Source organism: Hallella bergensis DSM 17361, from assembly GCF_000160535.1.
GTDB classification, from domain to species: domain Bacteria; phylum Bacteroidota; class Bacteroidia; order Bacteroidales; family Bacteroidaceae; genus Prevotella; species Prevotella bergensis.
On the sequence record NZ_GG704780.1, the window covers coordinates 529,855 to 547,124 of the forward strand.

Sequence of the window (17,270 nt, forward strand, 5' to 3'; positions counted from 1 at the left end):
ATAATAGGAAGGTTCAAGAATCTCTTTCCTGGTCAGCTCCGTTGCATCGTCCGAGCAACTGACAGCCGTTGCTCCCATGGCAACAGCAATGATTGCATAAATGTAGTGGCGTTTCATAGTTCATCATGATGACATCACAAACGGATGTCCGGTTTTTATTGTTATTATAATTGTGCAAATGTCGTGATAGGACTTGGGGTTGGTAGCGATTTCGTATGCCTGTCTGAAGGATTTAAATTGCGGTGTAAAGATATGGCTTTTGCTTGAAATAAACTTTAAATTTTGTAGAATAACGTTTAGATTCTGTGTTAATCGTCATCCTTCTGCGCGTTCCCGACCGCGCGAGTCGGCAACTTCGCCACTTGTCTTTCGGCCGTCATCCATCTGTCCGGCGGCCGCCGCGCACATGTCTGTCAGCCGCCAGACGTTCGTCCGACGGCCGACAGACATCGACATGCGACCGCTTATGGACTTGGGACGGGTGAACAGATCCCGTCCGCAAATCAAGAATTGTCACAACAAATTAGACAAAAGTAACAGATGATTCAACAAAATAGAAACCGCTTACCGTTCCATTTCACTATCTTTGTCACATCAAAATAACTAAAAACTACATGTAATTATGTTTAGGCAATACAGATTGTTTCTTATTCTTGCCTTGTTGCTCACCACGTGCTGCTCGGTACGGGCATTGCCGGAGGGTGGCGAGAGCGACTACAAAGGTGTCTTTGCATTGTTAGACCTGAACCGTCCGGGACTGGAAAAGGTAAAGCAATGCTGTGAAAAGGGCGACTATGGACAAGCTTCCAAAGCGTTGCTCAACTACTATCGCTCACGCAAGGGCGTTGTCAATCCCGACATCGACCTGAACAACATCTCCGTGAGCAAGCGCGAGCAAAAATGGGCAGATGATGCCTTGGAGCATACATTTTATGTGCACGACGGCTATCAACCCTCGTTTAACTACGGCAAGGATATCAATTGGAAATATTGGCCGGTGAAAGACAACGAACTGCGCTGGCAGCTGCACCGTCACAAATGGTTCACGCCGATGGGTAAGGTGTATCAGAAAACCAAGGATGAGCGCTATGCCAAGGAATGGATGCTGCAATATTCAGACTGGATTGCCAAAAACCCCATGGCCGAGGTGACCAAAGACCAGTATGAAATGGATGCCAAAATCAAGGACGAGATCATCGAGAACGCTGCATTTGCATGGCGACCCTTGGAAACCAGTCATCGCGTGCAAGACCAGATCAACCAGTTCACGCTGTTTCTTTCTTCGCCCAACTTTACGCCCGAATTCCTGTTGGAGTTTCTCCAGAACTACTACAACCACGCCAACCATATCATGCACAACTTCTCTGAGAAGGGCAACCACCTGCTCTTTGAGGCTCAGCGGATATTCTATGCAGGCACTTTTTTCCCGGAGTTCAAGGATGCCCCGGCATGGCAGAAGCGCGGTATAGACATTCTGAACCGGGAGATTGGCAAGCAGGTCTATGACGATGGTGGGCAGTTTGAGTTGGACCCCCACTACCACTTGGCCAGCATCAACATCTTTTGCAGGGCCATCGCGGTGGCCAAGGCCAACCATGTGGAGCAACTGATCCCACAGTCCTATATTAATACGGTGGAAAAGATGATCGACTTCTATGCCAACATCTGTTACCCCGATTATACCAACCCCTGTTTCAGCGATGCCAAACTGGGCGACCCCAAGGCCGAGCTTAAGAATTTCCGCGAGTGGAGCAAAATCTTCCCGCAGAATGAGACGATAAAATACTTGGCAACCAAGGGGAAGCAGGGCACCATGCCCAAGCATCTATCCAAGGGCTTTCTCACGTCGGGCTTTTTCACCTTCCGCAACGGATGGGGAATGGATGCCACGGTGATGGTGGTCAAGGCCGGGCCGAAAGGCGAATGGCATTGCCAACCCGACAATGGTACTTTCGAGTTATGGTTTCATGGGAAGAAACTTTTCCCCGACAGCGGTTCGTATATTTACGGAGGAGACAAGGAGGTGCTGAAGATGCGCGACTGGTTCAGACAAACCACCGTTCACAACACACTCACCCTCGACCATAAGAACATAGAGACCACAGAGTCAAAGACGCTGCTATGGAAACCGGAAGGTGCAGTGCAGACCTTGGTTACGGAGAATCCCTCCTACAGAGACTTGCGCCACCGCAGAACAGTGTTTTTTGTCGACAACCGCTTCTTTGTCTTGGTCGACGAGGCACTCGGCAAGGCCACAGGCACGGTGAACCTGAACTATCATCTAACCGATGGAAAGATTGATGCAGGCCGCGACCACCTGAAAGTGACCACACAATATGACGACAACCGCAACGTGAGCATCCAGGGGTTCTCCGATCAGAAAGCGACCTTGGAAATCACAGAGGGCTGGTATTCGAAGGCCTACCGACAGAAGACCGCCCGCCCGTCACTCTCGTTCGATCTGAACAAGGCCAACGAGTCGCCGGTAAGATTTGTCACGGTCATCACGCCTTTTGCAGGAACCGACAAGAAAGAGAACGTTCAGGCCAAAATCCTCAAGGCTACCGACAGCGAATTGCAGGTGGAAATCAAGGTGAATGGCAAGAAGCAAGTGTTGAGCTGGACACGATAACACGTATAAACACAATAATAACCTCATAAAAAATTTAAAAAATGAAGACTAAAATAATCATTGCATTCTCCTTGTTGCTCACGATGGCAGCATCGGCAAAACCCAAGCAGGCCGACTGGATCAAGCATGCCATTGACGTATCTTCACAACAGCTTCTGTCTGCTGCCCAGCGCGTGGCACATACAGATTCCTTCCCCCGATCCATTTGGAGAGGATACGACGTGAACTTCTTGGAGCGACAGTTAGAGGCCAAGACCGACTCCTTCAAGCGAACACTCGTGGAGCTTCCCGGCAGCAACAAACTGAACACACTCCGTCTTTGTGATGTGTACGACTGGACCAGTGGTTTCTTTCCCGGAAGTCTGTGGTATGCCTACAAGCTCACCGGAAACAATGCGCTGAAGAACCAAGCCATAGCTTACACCGAGAAGCTCAATCCCCTGAGATATTACAAGAATACCCACGACCTGGGTTTCATGGTGGACTGTAGCTATGGGAATGCACTCAGGCTCTCTCCCAACGACACCATCAAGGCGGTGATCGTGGAAACGGCCGACAACCTCAGCGGTCGCTTTGACGAGCGCATCGGCTGTATTCGCTCGTGGGACTTCGGCACATGGAACTTCCCCGTCATCATTGACAATATGATGAACCTGAAGTTGCTGTTCGAGGCCACCAACCTCACCGGCAATTCGAAATATTACGATGTTGCCGTGAAGCATGCGCTCACAACAATGAAGCATCATTTCCGCCCTGATTTCACCACCTATCACGTGATCAGCTATAATGACGACGGAAGCGTGGAACAAAAGTGTACGTTCCAGGGCAAGGCAGACGACTCCTCGTGGGCTCGCGGACAGGCATGGGCGGTCTACGGTTATACAGACTGCTACATGGCAACCAAGAACCCCGTGTTCTTGCAGCAGGCCATCAACATTGCCAACATGATTATGAAACGGGTGAAGACGGCCGACTGCATTCCCTACTGGGATTATGACGCTCCGGTGACCAAGGAGACGCCGCGCGATGTGTCTGCGGCAGCCATTACCGCATCGGCTATGTTCGAGCTTTGCAAGGTGGCAGGGAAAGGCAACCCCTATTTCAAGTATGGAGAGACCATCCTGAAGAACCTTTCCTCACCGGCCTACCTTGCCCAACCCGGCACCAACGAGGGATTTGTCCTGATGCACTCCGTGGGCTCGCTGCCCAACGGCTCGGAGGTGGACACCCCCATCAACTATGCCGACTATTACTATCTTGAAGCACTCGACAGATACATCAACTTTTCGAAATAAGCACCATGACAAGATTTGCAATTGCATTGTCCATGACCCTTCTTCCCTTGGGTCTATGGGCAGCTAAACCCGAAAATCAATCGCGCATTTGGCTTACACAGTCTACGCTGATGAACGAAACCCGCGTGACGCCCTCGCCGCTCGACGGTGCCGTGGTGTCGGACAGGGCGGTGTCGTTCCAGTGGAAATTGGAAGAGGACAATGGCCGAGGAAGCGGCTTGGACGGCTTTGAGGTACAGCACAAGACGGACAAGAGCAAACTTCTCTACGCCCTGCGCTATGCCCGCACGAAAGATTTCAACAAGGACGCTGTGCAGGTTCAGACCCCATGGCCCTTCTACAATCCGGAGAAAGATTTGGCTCCGGGCGTGTGGTATTGGCAGTATGGTTATGTCAAGAAGGACGGCATCTCCTGGGGCAGCATTCAGAAGCTCACGGTAGAGCAACGCCCCGACAAGTTCCTGCCACCGTCTGCCCGGGAATTTCTTTCCAAAGTGCCTGCCACGCATCCGCGTGTGCTGGTGATGAAAGACGAGTGGGACGACCTGATCCAAAAAAGCAAGGGTAAACAAGAGTATCGTTGGTATTGCAAGAAGGCCGAGGAAGTGTTGAAGAAACCGATGAAAGCCGTGAACGACATCAACACGTCGCAGGTGCCCAAACTGAAAAATCAAATGCAAATCAAGGCTTTCCTCACCCGGGAGAGCCGTAGGATTATCGACAAGGAAGAGGCCAATTGCGAGGCGCTCATACGGGCTTACCTGCTCACACGCGACAAGCGGTATGCCCGGGGAGCCTTGGACCGCATACTCACGATGATAGACTGGGATAAAGACCCCAACGTGAAGGGCGATTTCAACGATGCCACCTTGCTGTCGCTTGCCTCCATGGCCTATGATTCTTTCTACAATATTCTGACTCCCAAGGAGAAATCAACCTTGTTTGAGGCCGTCAAGGAGAAAGCAACCAAATTCTACAACTCGTACAACAATGACTTGGAGATCTACATTGCCGACAATCATGTGTGGCAGATGACCTACCGTATCCTGACCATGGCCGCCGTCAGTGTGTATGGCGAATTGAACGAGGCGAACACCTGGTTGAACTACTGCTATAATGTATGGCTTGCCCGCCTGCCGGGACTGAACAAAGACGGCGCATGGCACAATGGTGACTCCTATTTCACCGTCAACACCCGTACCCTGATCGAGGTGCCTTATTATTTCGGCAAACTCACGGGATTTGACTTTTTCAAGGACCCCTGGTATCAGGGAAACGTGATGTACACCATTTTCCAACAACCGCCATTCTCCAAGTCGGGAGGAAACGGCAGCTCCCACCTCAAGGTCACCAGGCCTCGCCCCATCCGGGTGGGTTACTTGGATGCCCTGGCACGCCTGACGGGCAACAGCTATGCTGCTGATTATGTGAAGATAACCCTGCGTGAGGAACCCAACTATCTGAGGAAGGCGTTTCTCAACAAGCCCGGCGACCTGTCGTGGTTCAGGTTGTTGTGTGACAAGCCGTTGCCCACGGGAAAAGGCCTGAAGGATTTGCCCTCAGGCTATGTGTTCCCGCAGACGGGTCTTGCCTCTTTCATGACAAACTGGAGCGACTTCAAGCACAATGCCATGTGGAGTTTCAGGTCCAGCCCATATGGGTCTACCTCGCACGCCTTGGCCAATCAAAACGCTTTCAATACATTTTATGGCGGGAAATCCCTGTTCTACAGCAGCGGGCATCACGTTGCCTTCACGGACAAGCATGCCGTGTACTGTCATCGAGGCACAAGGGCGCACAACACGATATTGGCCGACGGCATGGGACAACGCATTGGTACCGAAGGCTATGGCTGGATACCACGGTCATACGTGGGCGACAGCATAGGATATGTCCTGGGCGATGCTTCCAACGCCTACGGCAAGGTTATCTCCAAACTGTGGCTGCAGAGAGGCAAGGAATCGGATTTGGATTATTCCCCGGCCAACGGATGGGACGAGAACCATGTCAAGACCTTCAGAAGACATATGGTGAACTTGGGTAACAGTGGACTCATCTTTATTTATGATGAACTGGAGGGCGACCGCCCCATCGTGTGGAACTATCTGCTACACACGGTGGCAGAACCCATACAAGCCAAGCAGGAGAACGATTTTGTACACGTCAAGGCTACGCATGGCGACGGTGTTTCAGACGCTTATCTTTTAGGTTCGGGACAGCTGTCCATAGCAGTAACCGATACTTTCTTTCTCAAGCCGGTGAGCTGGTTGCGAATGGATGAAAAGGGCAAGTTTGAAGAATATCCCAACCATTGGCACTTCACGGCAAACAGCGAGAAGTCGGCCGTCTATCGGTTTGCAACGATTATCGACACGCACAACAAGGCTTCGAAAGCTGTGAAGCCGACCTTAATCGGCAAAGATCAGATCAAGGTGGGCAACTGGATGATACGCCTGAACCTCGGGAAAATGAACGCACCGATGTTTGAGATAACAAATGCGGAAGGCAAAGACCGGATTTCCTATCATGGCGAAGAAACGATGATTCTCGAAAACGGGAAGCAGACGCTGTTGAGAGATGAGTTCCCGGAGTTGGAAATCTGATGGTATGATGAAATCAAATGATGACTACTAACGTTTCTCGGCGTTGGCGTCGTAGATGCCAATGACCGGGGAACGGCTATAACAACAGAAGATAAAACCTTAAATTCTTTATAAAATGGGAAGTACTAAAAACCTATTATTTATGGATAAATTCAAGAAATATGTGTTGATGTTTATCCTCGCTTTTGTCAGTGTTGTTGCAAGTGCACAAAGCCTGACCGTGACCGGTAAGGTGGTCGACAGCGAAGGATACGGAGTGATTGGGGGCAGTGTTGCCGTTAAAGGCGCAGCCAACCTCAAAACGGTTACTGATGCCAACGGTAACTATAGTTTGAAAGTGAACAATGCATCCAAAGATGTGCTTGAGTTCTCTTATGTGGGCATGTCACCTCAGGAAGTCAAAGTGAACAACCGAAGTGTGATCAATGTGACTTTAAAGGCCGACCCCTTGCTGCTGGACGAAGTCGTTGCCATTGGCTATGCCACGGTTAAACGTAAGGATTTGACGGGTTCGGTAGCTTCGATAGAAGGCAAGGAACTCTCAAAAGTTCCCACGAGCGACATCACCCAGGCCTTGGCAGGACGTATGGCCGGTGTGCAGGTGTTGCAAAGTGAAGGTGCCCCTGGGGCTTCTATTTCCGTCCGCGTGCGTGGTGGTATTTCCATTACACAGAGCAACGAACCATTGTATATCATCGATGGTTTTCCAAGCGAGGACGGCATGGCAACCCTCTCGCCTGCCGAGATAGAAACAATCGACATTCTGAAGGATGCTTCGGCAACGGCCATCTATGGTGCGCGTGGTGCCAATGGTGTGGTTGTGATCACAACGAAGAACGGAGCCAAAGGCGGAAAGTCGACGGTGACCTTTGACAGCTATATCGGCTTCAAGAAGATTGCCAAGAAATTAGATGTTCTTTCTCCTTACGAATTTGCCAAACTCGATTATGAGCGTCGGGTATTTGATAATGTAACCCAAGATGACTGGGATAAGGATATTACGGCTTATGAGAAAGTGTATGGAAAGTACAGCGATATCCAGGCCAACTATGGCAACCGCAAGGGATTGGACTGGCAGGACAAGACACTGGGACGCACCGCACTGACACAAAATTATCGTGTAGGGGTGTCAGGTGGAATCGGCAAGCTGAACTACAACCTGGCCTACTCTTATTATGACGAGGAAGGTGCGATGGTGTACAGTGGTAACAAGAAGCATAACATCTCTTTCAACATGAGCCACAAGCTGAATGACCGTCTGACTGTCAATGCACGTATCAGCTACGACCAGATGAAGGTTTATGGCATGGGGACGTCTGATGGAGGCGACCGATTCAACAAGATGCAGCACATTCTGCAGTATCGTCCTACCATAGGAATCAACGGTACTGATGATTTGTTGTTGGAGGACGAAGACCCTATCTTTGTCGATGATTCGGGCAATGTGATGCAGAACCCGTTGCTCTCAGCTGCGGAGGAAACCAATGATCGTCAATTCCGCACGTTCCTGGCAAACGGAGGCTTTACCCTGAAACTCTTCAAGGGTTTGTCATTCCGCAACACCACGGGCATGCGCTATCAGACACGTCGGAATGATGTCTTTTATGGTGCCAAGTCGATCGTAGCCAAGCGTTCGAGCATAAACGGCAGCATTCAAAATCTGGAATACGGCAGTTTCCAAACTTCAAATGTGCTGAATTATAAATGGTCAGGGAATGGGCACGATGTAACAGCCATTGTCGGACAGGAGTATGTTGATCGTTGGAACCGTAACTTCAAGGCGGCGGCCTCAAACTTCCCCAATGATGATATTGGCTTGGCAGACCTTTCACTGGGTTTACCGACGGCGGTTTCGTCCGGTGAGAACTATGACGACAAGCTGCTCTCATTCTTTACCCGATTCAACTATGGGTTCATGGATAAATATCTGTTTTCGGCTTCTCTTCGTGCTGATGGCTCCTCTAAGTTTGGTAAAAACAACAAATGGGGATACTTCCCGGCTTTCTCTGCCGCATGGCGATTGGGAGAAGAGGAATTTATCAAAAACCTGAATGTTTTCTCCAATCTGAAACTTCACTTGGGCTATGGTATGGCAGGAAACAACCGTATTGGCAACTATCTGAGCTTGGCCACGCTGGGGTCTGTGAATTATCCCAACGGAGATTCCACGCAGTCGGGATATGTATCCAAGCAGATTCCCAACCCTGACTTGAAATGGGAAGCCAACAAAACCTTTAACTTCGGTCTTGATTTTGGTTTCTTCAAACAGCGCCTGACGATTTCCCCAGAGTTTTATATCAATCGCAGCAGCAACTTGTTGCTCAATGCCAAGTTGCCAACCTCTGCGGGTTATAGCAGTATGGTCATTAATGCCGGTGAAACTGAAAACAAAGGGCTTGATCTGACCATCAATTCAATTAACGTGATGACCAAGAACTTTACTTGGAACACAGACTTGACCCTGTCTCACAACACAAATTCTGTCAAGAAGCTGACAGGTGAGAAGGTGCAATTGTGGGAGGCAAAATTTGGTTATGAACAAAACACGCACATTATCGGTGTGAACCAACCTCTGGGACAAATGTACGGATATGTGACGGACGGCTTGTATCAGGTGTCCGACTTCGACTATGACGCAGCCACCAAGACATATACCTTGAAAGATGGTGTGCCCTATGCGGGGAATAAGAAAAACGTGAAGCCCGGCATGTGGAAGTTCAAGAATGTAGATGGAAGTGAAGACAACAAAATAACCGAGGATGACAAAACGGTTATCGGAAACGCCTATCCCAAAGTTTATGGCGGTCTGAACAACACCTTCACTTACCGGGATTTTGACTTGAGCATCTTCTTGACCTATAGTATTGGCAATGATGTGCTGAACGCCACAAAACTGACAAACACAAAGACGGCTTTGCTCAATAAGAATGTATTGGCAGTGGCCGACTCTAAAAACCGCTGGGTTTTGGTCAACAAGTCAGGTGGACTGATTACTGATCCCAAGGAGATGGAAGAAATCAATCGGGGCAAAACCATCGCTGCAATCTATGACAACGAGATTGGTGACACCTATATTCACTCATGGGCTGTTGAAGACGGCTCGTTCCTGAAGCTCAGCAATATCACTTTGGGATATACATTCCCCAGAAAGATGATCAAGAAGATCGGTGTGAATAAGCTTCGCTTGTATGCCACCGGTTCTAACTTGTTGACATGGACCAAGTATTCCGGTTTTGATCCGGAGGTATCTACAATGGGTAACGCCCTGACACCGGGTGTCGATTTTGGAGCTTATCCAAAGAGCAGATCGTTTGTCTTCGGCATTAATTTAGCATTCTAAAGAACTTCAAAAGGATCATACAATGAAAATATATAAAGTCTTTGCACTTAGCATACTGATTGCAGCAGGTTTTTCTTCTTGCGAACTAACAGAAAAGCCTACTTCCTTCTATGAGAAGGACACCTATTTCAAGTCCACGGAACAAGCCAAAATGGCGGTTGTCGGAATTTATAACAGCCTGTCAACCTTGAACCATTATGGACAGTTTGAAATGGCCATGCCATCTTCGGATGACATCTACTATATTAAGGGAACCGGTACGGACAACACGCGCCGTGATATTGCCCATTATATGGTAAGCTCGACCAACAAATGGGTGGCGGACTTATGGAAATACAAATATATGGGAATTGACCGCGCCAACTTTGCCATTGATGGTATTCAGAAGATGGTAAATTATGAAAATGACCCTTATCTGAAAGACTTGCTGGGCCAAGCCCATTTCCTCCGTGCCTTCCTGGCATTTGACCTGGTCAAGTATTGGGGAGACGTTCCGTTCAAGACAAACTACACTTCTGGATATGATGGGGCTTTCAATGGCCGTGTGAATCGTGAGGAGATTTACGACCAGATCATTGCCGACCTGAACTTCGCCAAGGAGAATCTTCAGAAAGCCAATGCTTCGTCTTCGCCGGAAGTGGTCTCGCGAGGTGCTGCTCATGCCATGCTGATGCGCGTCTATCTCCAGCGTGCCGGCTATAGTCTACAGCAAGATGGAAAGCTGACGCGGCCGGACGAGGCGAGTAGGAAAAATTATTTCAACGCCGTTGTCTCTGAATGGTCTGCCTTGCAGAGCGAGGGCTATCACGGCTTTTATGATCAAGGATACAAGGAGTTGTTTGTAGGTTATTCCGCAGGCACCCTGAACTCCAAGGAGAGCCTGTGGGAAATTGCCTTCAACCCTACCGGATCCGGTTACAGGGACAATGCAGGAACATGGGCTACCTATAACGGGCCGGAAGTAGATGCACCCAAAAAGAATGCAACACCGGACGCGATGGGACGAGCCAATGCTTTCTTCCGCGTGCTGCCGGCGTGGAAAGGGTTCTTCGAAGACCAAGACGAACGCCGAGATGTCATGGTGTGCACCTATAAATACAAATGGGATGCAGACAAGGGCACGCATAAAAAAGTGGAGAATAAAAAACTCACGGACTGGTATCCCGGCAAATGGAGAAGAGAATGGATGCCCGGAGGATTTGTAGATCCCAATAACACGGGTGTGAACTATTGTCCGCTGCGTTATGCTGATGCTGTGTTGATGGCTGCCGAAGCCTACAACGAATTAGGCAACACACAGGAAGCGTGGAAGCTGTTGAACGCTGTGCGTACACGTGCACATGCAACTCCCATTACAGATGCTAACTACAATGAACTGATGAAGGCTCCAAAAGTATATAACTTGCCGTATATTCAGGATGGTGACGCCGCCGGAAAATTCCGCACGGCACTCTATTGGGAACGCGGATTCGAGTTGGCTTTCGAAGGCCAACGCAAATACGACTTGTTGCGTTGGGGAATCTTGGGCGATGCACTGAAGTATTTCCAGGATCACATGCACAAGTCACTCAAAGGCAAATATGTGGCCGGCGAGAAATTTGTCAAGGGTCAGCACGAGCTTTTCCCCATACCTTTAGGAGAAATACAGGCTAACCCAGCTTTAAAAAATCAGAACAATCCGGGTTACAAATAATGCGGTCTGGGAGTATGATGGAGAGAAAACCACTCATGATTCTCTCCATCTCCTTCTTCTGAAAATAAAAAATAAACCATAAGATAAATTCAACATGAATCGCTTATCCTATTTACTTCTGCCTCTGACTGCTGTGGGAATGTCATCTTGCAACACAACCAAAGAGGATGTGAAACGTCCGAATATACTCTTGATGATGACAGATGACCACACGACGCAAGCTATGTCGTGCTATGGTGGACATCTTCTCCAGACTCCCAATATGGACAGGATAGCCAAAGAGGGGATTCGCATGGACAACTGCTATGCAGTCAATGCGTTGTCCGGTCCGTCAAGGGCATGTATCCTGACTGGAAAATTCAGCCATATCAATGGGTTCACTGACAATTCCAGTACCTTTGACGGTGACCAGCAGACTTTCCCCAAACTGTTGCAGGAAGCCGGTTATCAAACGTCTATTATTGGCAAGTGGCATCTGATGAGCGAACCTCAGGGGTTCGACTATTGGTGCATTCTTACCGGACAGCGTGAACAAGGAGATTATTATAATCCGGATTTCAACGAAAACGGCAAGCAAGTTGTCGAGCAAGGGTATGTGACCGACATCGTGACAGACAAGGCCATCGAATATTTGGAAAAAAGAGATAAGAGCAAACCTTTCTGCATGATGTATCATCAGAAGGCTCCGCATCGTAATTGGATGCCCGCCCCACGGCACATGGGAATGTTCAACAACACCGTATTTCCTGAGCCTGCCACACTTTTCGACACTTACGAAGGCCGGGGCTCTGCTGCCAAAGAGCAGGATATGTCCATTGAACACACACTGAGAAACGACTGGGATCTCAAGTTGCTGACGCGTGACGAAATGCTGAAAGACACGACAAACCGCCTCTATCAGGTGTACAAGAGAATGCCATCTGATGTGCAGGATAAATGGGACTCGGTGTATGCACAACGCATTTCAGAATATCGCAACGGTAACCTCAAGGGCAAAGAACTTGTCAGTTGGAAGTATCAGCAATACATGCGTGATTACCTGTCGACTGTGGTAGCCGTGGACGAAAACATTGGAAGACTGCTCGATTATTTAGAGAAGACCGGAGAGTTGGATAATACCATCATTATCTATACTTCAGATCAAGGCTTCTTCCTGGGCGAACACGGCTGGTTCGACAAACGGTTCATGTATGAAGAATGCCAACGCATGCCGCTGGTCATCCGCTATCCCAAGGCCATCAAGGCCGGTAGTTTGTCAAAGGCCATCACCATGAATGTGGACTTTGCCCCTACTCTATTGGATTTTGCCGGCGTAGACATACCCGCAGATATTCAAGGGCAATCTTTTAAATCGATTCTGGAAAACGAAGGAAAGGTTTCGCCGGACTGGAGAAAGGCTGCCTACTATCATTACTATGAGTATCCTGCAGAACATTCGGTTAAGAGACACTATGGTATTCGTACCGCAGACTTCAAGCTGATACACTTCTATAACAATATTGACGAATGGGAGATGTATGATTTGAAGAAAGACCCGAACGAAATGACCAACGTGTTTGACAAGCCGGAATATGCCGCCAAACGGGCAGAACTGATGTCTCTCCTGAAGGAAACTCAAAAAAAATACAAAGATGATGACCCTGACGAAAAGAAGCATGAACTCTTCAAAGGTGATTATCGAAAAAATAACAAATAATTATAACGAAGACTATGGATAGAAGAACATTTTTGAAGCGTTCAGGCTGGTCTTTTCTTGGACTGGCAGCTTCCGGCAGTTTGTTGTCTGCATGCGAGCGGAGAGCTTCTATGGGCAAAAAGGTGATGCCCTCTGCCAGCAACCTGAAATATTTCTGGGGAGACTTGCACAACCATTGCAATATAACCTATGGGCACGGCGATATGCGCTCAGCATTTGAGGCGGCCAAGCAACAATTGGACTTTGTGTCTGTCACGCCTCATGCGATGTGGCCGGATATTCCCGGCGCAAACGATCCGCGTCTCAAGTGGGTAATCGACTATCATACTGGTGCGTTCAAGCGCTTGCGTCAAGGAGGCTATGAGAAGTATGTGGCCATGACCAATGAATATAACAAGGAGGGGAAATTCCTAACCTTCGTTAGTTACGAAATACACAGCATGCAACATGGTGACCACGTAGCCCTGAATTATGATCTGCATGCACCCTTGGTGGAATGCACCTCTGTAGAAGATCTGAAACAGAAGCTCCGTGGACAGAAGGTATTTATCACTCCGCATCACATGGGTTATCAAACCGGCTACCGTGGCTATAACTGGAACTTCTTTACCGAAGGAGAGCAGACCCCATTTGTAGAAATGTATTCACGTCATGGATTGGCAGAAAGCGATCAGGGCGACTATAATTATCTGCACGACATGGGGCCTCGCCAATGGAACGGCACCATCCAGTGTGGATTGGAACAGGGCAAGAAGTTTGGCATCATGGGGTCTACAGACCAACATGCAGGCTATCCGGGCAGTTATGGCGACGGACGCATCGGTATTCTTGCGGAGTCGTTGACCCGCGACAATCTTTGGGAAGCCATGAAGCGCCGCCATGTCTGCTGTGCTACGGGCGATAAGATCAATATAGATTTCCGCTTGAATGATGCTTTCCCGGGTGATGTGGTTCGGGGGAACAGCCGCCGCATCTACCTGAATGTTGAAGGCGGAAGCTGCATTGATTACATTGATATCGTCAAAAACAGGAAATGCGTTGCCCGCCTGAGCGGACCGTTGTTGCCTGAGATGCCGGAAGGAGACATGGTGCGCTGCAAGGTGAAGGTAGACTTCGGGTGGAACCGTGAAGAAAAATATGTGCACTGGCAGGGAAAGCTGTCTGTAAGCAAGGGGAAAATCAACCATGTTGAACCTTGCTTCCGTGGTGCTGCCTTCACCTCTCCACAACCGGGCGAGACGGAGTTTGAAACTAAGGTCAACCGCATCCTATCTGTTACGGACAAGGATACGGAGCTGGACATGTACAGTTCTAAGAATCCCAACACGACCACTCCTGCCATGCAAGCCGTTATTCTCGATGTAACGATGCCTAAAGACGGCATGATTACGGCTGAATTCAATGGCAAAAAGTTTGAGCATTCACTTGGTGAACTTCTCGAAGGCTCCCGTTCACATTTTATGATTGGCTGGCTGAGCGAGGCGATTCTCTTCAACCGCGCAATGCCGGAGAGTTGCTTTACGATGGAGCACTACATGGAAGACACCAAGCCCGAAAGAGATACGGATTATTATTATGTCAGGGTTCGCCAGCGCGACGGCCAATGGGCATGGAGTTCTCCGATATGGGTGGAAAGAACTTAATGGTTCCTAATTTGATACATGATGGAATATGCAATAGGAATTGATTTAGGTGGCACATCTATAAAATATGCTTTGGTCAATCAAGCGGGTGATCTTCTCCTTGAGGGAAGATTGCCCTCTTTGGCCCATGTTTCAGCTGAGAAAGTCATAGAACAGCTGACAAAAGCCGCTACATTATTAAAAGATGAAGCCATCAAACAAAAACTTAAGGTACGGGGGATCGGACTTGGTACACCCGGAATCGTAGACGAGAGTAACCGTATAGTGCTCGGAGGTGCAGAAAACATTGTCGGCTGGGAAAACATCGATGTGGCTTCTCTGTTGGAAGAACAAATGAGTTTGCCGGTAAAGGTTGGAAATGACGCGGGCATGATGGGTTGGGGTGAGATGAAATTCGGCTCAGGGAAAGGCTATACTCATGTCGTGTTTCTAACTGTAGGAACCGGTATTGGCGGGTCTGTCTTTATCGATGGCAAACCTTTCAACGGCTATGCCAACCGGGGTATGGAGTTGGGGCATGTGCCGTTGATAGCCAATGGCGAGCGTTGTGCCTGCGGAGCAGTAGGCTGCTTGGAGCATTATGCCTCGACGTCTGCTTTGGTGCGCCGTTTCCGTGCATTGGCCCAAGAACGCCATCAAAGTTTCGATGCCGAAATCAACGGCGAGTTAATCGTCCGCTTATACCAGGAAAACTTCCCGACAGCTGTCGAATGTATGAACGAGCACTTCTATTATTTAGGGAGGGGAATCGCTGGGTTTGTCAACATATTCAGCCCCCAACGAATCGTGATAGGTGGAGGCATAGCCGAGGCGGGCACATTCTATATAGAGAATATCAGGAAGGTTGTGCGAGAGCATGTCATAGCCGACTGCGCCTTGAATACAGAAATCGTAGTAGCATCATTAGGGAATAGAGCCGGACTTGTCGGAGCGGCATCATTATTCCTATAAAAAGACGAAAGAAATGAAAAACAACAAGAGATGGAATATGTTGGTACTCATCATGATGTTTTGGTTCACCATCTCATTTATTACCAACATTCTCGGGCCGTTAATTCCTGACATTATCCACAACTTCAAGTTGAAAGACTTGGCCATGGCAGGATTTATTCCGACCTCTTTTTTCCTGGCCTATGCCATTATGTCGATTCCGGCAGGTGTATTGATCGATAAATTCGGGGAGAAGCTTGTGTTGTTCACAGGGTTCCTGATGCCTTTTATCGGGACCACCCTATTTGCATGCTTCCCTTCTTATCCGGTGTTGCTGCTTTCCTCCTTTATCATAGGACTGGGAATGGCGATGTTGCAGACCGTTCTCAATCCCCTTCAGCGCGTTGTAGGCGGAGAAGAAAACTACGCTTTTGTAGCAGAATTGGCACAGTTTGTATTTGGGGTGGCCTCATTTATCAGTCCTTTGGTCTACACTTGGATGATCCATGCCCTTGAGCCGGGAGTCTATCAGCACGGGCAGAATTTCCTTCTGGATATGCTGGCCAGCATGACTCCCAACGATCTTCCCTGGGTTTCCTTGTATTGGATATTTGCAGCGTTGTTGCTGGCTATGCTACTCATCGTGTCTTTCGTTCGCTTTCCGCATATTGAACTGAAAGATGATGAACGCAGTGGCTCTTCCGATTCCTATAAGAGATTGTTCCGCCAGAAATACGTGTGGCTCTTCTTTTTGGGCATCTTTTGTTACGTTAGCACAGAACAAGGTGTTTCTATTTTCATGAGTACTTTCCTGGAACAATACCATGGCATTGACCCCAAAACAGTGGGTGCACAGAGCATCAGTTACTTCTGGGGCTCGATGACAGTCGGGTGCCTTGTTGGTATGTTTTTGCTGAGATTGATAGACAGCAAGCGCCTGTTGCAAATCTCCGGACTGCTCTCCATCACTTTGCTGCTGATTGCCCTGTTTGGCCCGACAAGCGTTGCGCTGTGGGCATTTCCGGCCATTGGTTTCAGCATTTCCATGATGTACTCCATAGTCTTCTCCCTGGCTCTGAACACAGTGACCCAAAACCATGGTTCCTTTGCCGGCATTCTCTGTTCCGGAATTGTCGGAGGTGCAGGGGGGCCGCTGCTGATCAGTCTCTTGTCCGATGCGACGTCATTGCGTACGGGAATGCTCTTAGTGATCCTTTTTATGGGATACATTACATTCATCGGTTTTTGGGCAAACCCGTTGATCAACAACAAAACTGTAACACTAAAAGAACTGCTGGGCTTCGCGAAGCGGAATTAAGGTCTGCTAATCAATAATAACCATGCAAGCTCGTGGTATGGCAAAAACTCCTGCAAGTCCATCGAATTTGACGATAATACTCTTTTTGAAGTCTCTCGACCCTGTTTTTTCAAAAAAGAA

At 48.7% G+C, this 17,270-nt stretch carries 9 protein-coding genes; all 9 read left to right on the top strand.

Annotated features, from left to right (window positions below; all coding sequences use genetic code 11):
* The first annotated feature begins 622 nt into the window (after nt 1-622).
* The 9 genes from hepC to HMPREF0645_RS02135 all read left to right on the top strand — a co-directional run bounded on the left by hepC (nt 623) and on the right by HMPREF0645_RS02135 (nt 17,150).
* A complete protein-coding gene (gene hepC, locus HMPREF0645_RS02095) occupies nt 623-2,632 on the top strand; it encodes a heparin-sulfate lyase HepC (protein WP_007173171.1) in 2,010 nt (669 codons plus the stop codon).
* Nucleotides 2,633-2,673: 41 nt separating this feature from the next.
* Nucleotides 2,674-3,927, top strand: a complete 1,254-nt coding sequence (locus HMPREF0645_RS02100; RefSeq protein WP_007173172.1) for a DUF4995 domain-containing protein — start codon at nt 2,674-2,676, stop codon at nt 3,925-3,927.
* A gap of 5 nt (nt 3,928-3,932) precedes the next feature.
* Nucleotides 3,933-6,530, top strand: a complete 2,598-nt coding sequence (locus HMPREF0645_RS02105) for a DUF4962 domain-containing protein (RefSeq protein ID WP_007173173.1) — start codon at nt 3,933-3,935, stop codon at nt 6,528-6,530.
* Between the two features lie 169 nt (nt 6,531-6,699).
* Nucleotides 6,700-9,870, top strand: coding sequence for a SusC/RagA family TonB-linked outer membrane protein (locus HMPREF0645_RS02110; RefSeq protein WP_419185639.1), 3,171 nt, complete (start codon nt 6,700-6,702; stop codon nt 9,868-9,870).
* Nucleotides 9,871-9,892: 22 nt separating this feature from the next.
* On the top strand, nt 9,893-11,563 hold the full coding sequence (locus HMPREF0645_RS02115; protein WP_007173175.1) for a RagB/SusD family nutrient uptake outer membrane protein: 1,671 nt from the start codon (nt 9,893-9,895) through the stop codon (nt 11,561-11,563).
* A 94-nt stretch (nt 11,564-11,657) separates the two neighbouring features.
* On the top strand, nt 11,658-13,259 hold the full coding sequence (locus HMPREF0645_RS02120) for a sulfatase family protein (RefSeq protein WP_007173176.1): 1,602 nt from the start codon (nt 11,658-11,660) through the stop codon (nt 13,257-13,259).
* A 14-nt stretch (nt 13,260-13,273) separates the two neighbouring features.
* Nucleotides 13,274-14,902: a hypothetical protein gene (locus HMPREF0645_RS02125; protein ID WP_044123140.1), complete on the top strand. Its 1,629-nt coding sequence runs from the start codon at nt 13,274-13,276 to the stop codon at nt 14,900-14,902.
* A gap of 21 nt (nt 14,903-14,923) precedes the next feature.
* Nucleotides 14,924-15,853 (top strand): ROK family protein, encoded by a 930-nt coding sequence (locus HMPREF0645_RS02130; protein WP_044123228.1) that lies wholly within the window; start codon nt 14,924-14,926, stop codon nt 15,851-15,853.
* A 13-nt stretch (nt 15,854-15,866) separates the two neighbouring features.
* On the top strand, nt 15,867-17,150 hold the full coding sequence (locus HMPREF0645_RS02135) for a sugar MFS transporter (protein WP_007173180.1): 1,284 nt from the start codon (nt 15,867-15,869) through the stop codon (nt 17,148-17,150).
* Nucleotides 17,151-17,270: the final 120 nt, after the last annotated feature.

Excerpts from the sequence above, each read along its gene's own strand:
- HMPREF0645_RS02135 (WP_007173180.1), top strand. The coding sequence starts at position 15,867 with ATGAAAAACAACAAGAGATGGAATATGTTGGTACTCATCATGATGTTT.
- HMPREF0645_RS02110 (WP_419185639.1), top strand. The coding sequence starts at position 6,700 with ATGTTTATCCTCGCTTTTGTCAGTGTTGTTGCAAGTGCACAAAGCCTG.
- HMPREF0645_RS02120 (WP_007173176.1), top strand. The coding sequence starts at position 11,658 with ATGAATCGCTTATCCTATTTACTTCTGCCTCTGACTGCTGTGGGAATG.
- HMPREF0645_RS02130 (WP_044123228.1), top strand. The coding sequence starts at position 14,924 with ATGGAATATGCAATAGGAATTGATTTAGGTGGCACATCTATAAAATAT.
- HMPREF0645_RS02105 (WP_007173173.1), top strand. The coding sequence starts at position 3,933 with ATGACAAGATTTGCAATTGCATTGTCCATGACCCTTCTTCCCTTGGGT.
- HMPREF0645_RS02115 (WP_007173175.1), top strand. The coding sequence starts at position 9,893 with ATGAAAATATATAAAGTCTTTGCACTTAGCATACTGATTGCAGCAGGT.
- HMPREF0645_RS02100 (WP_007173172.1), top strand. The coding sequence starts at position 2,674 with ATGAAGACTAAAATAATCATTGCATTCTCCTTGTTGCTCACGATGGCA.
- HMPREF0645_RS02125 (WP_044123140.1), top strand. The coding sequence starts at position 13,274 with ATGGATAGAAGAACATTTTTGAAGCGTTCAGGCTGGTCTTTTCTTGGA.
- hepC (WP_007173171.1), top strand. The coding sequence starts at position 623 with ATGTTTAGGCAATACAGATTGTTTCTTATTCTTGCCTTGTTGCTCACC.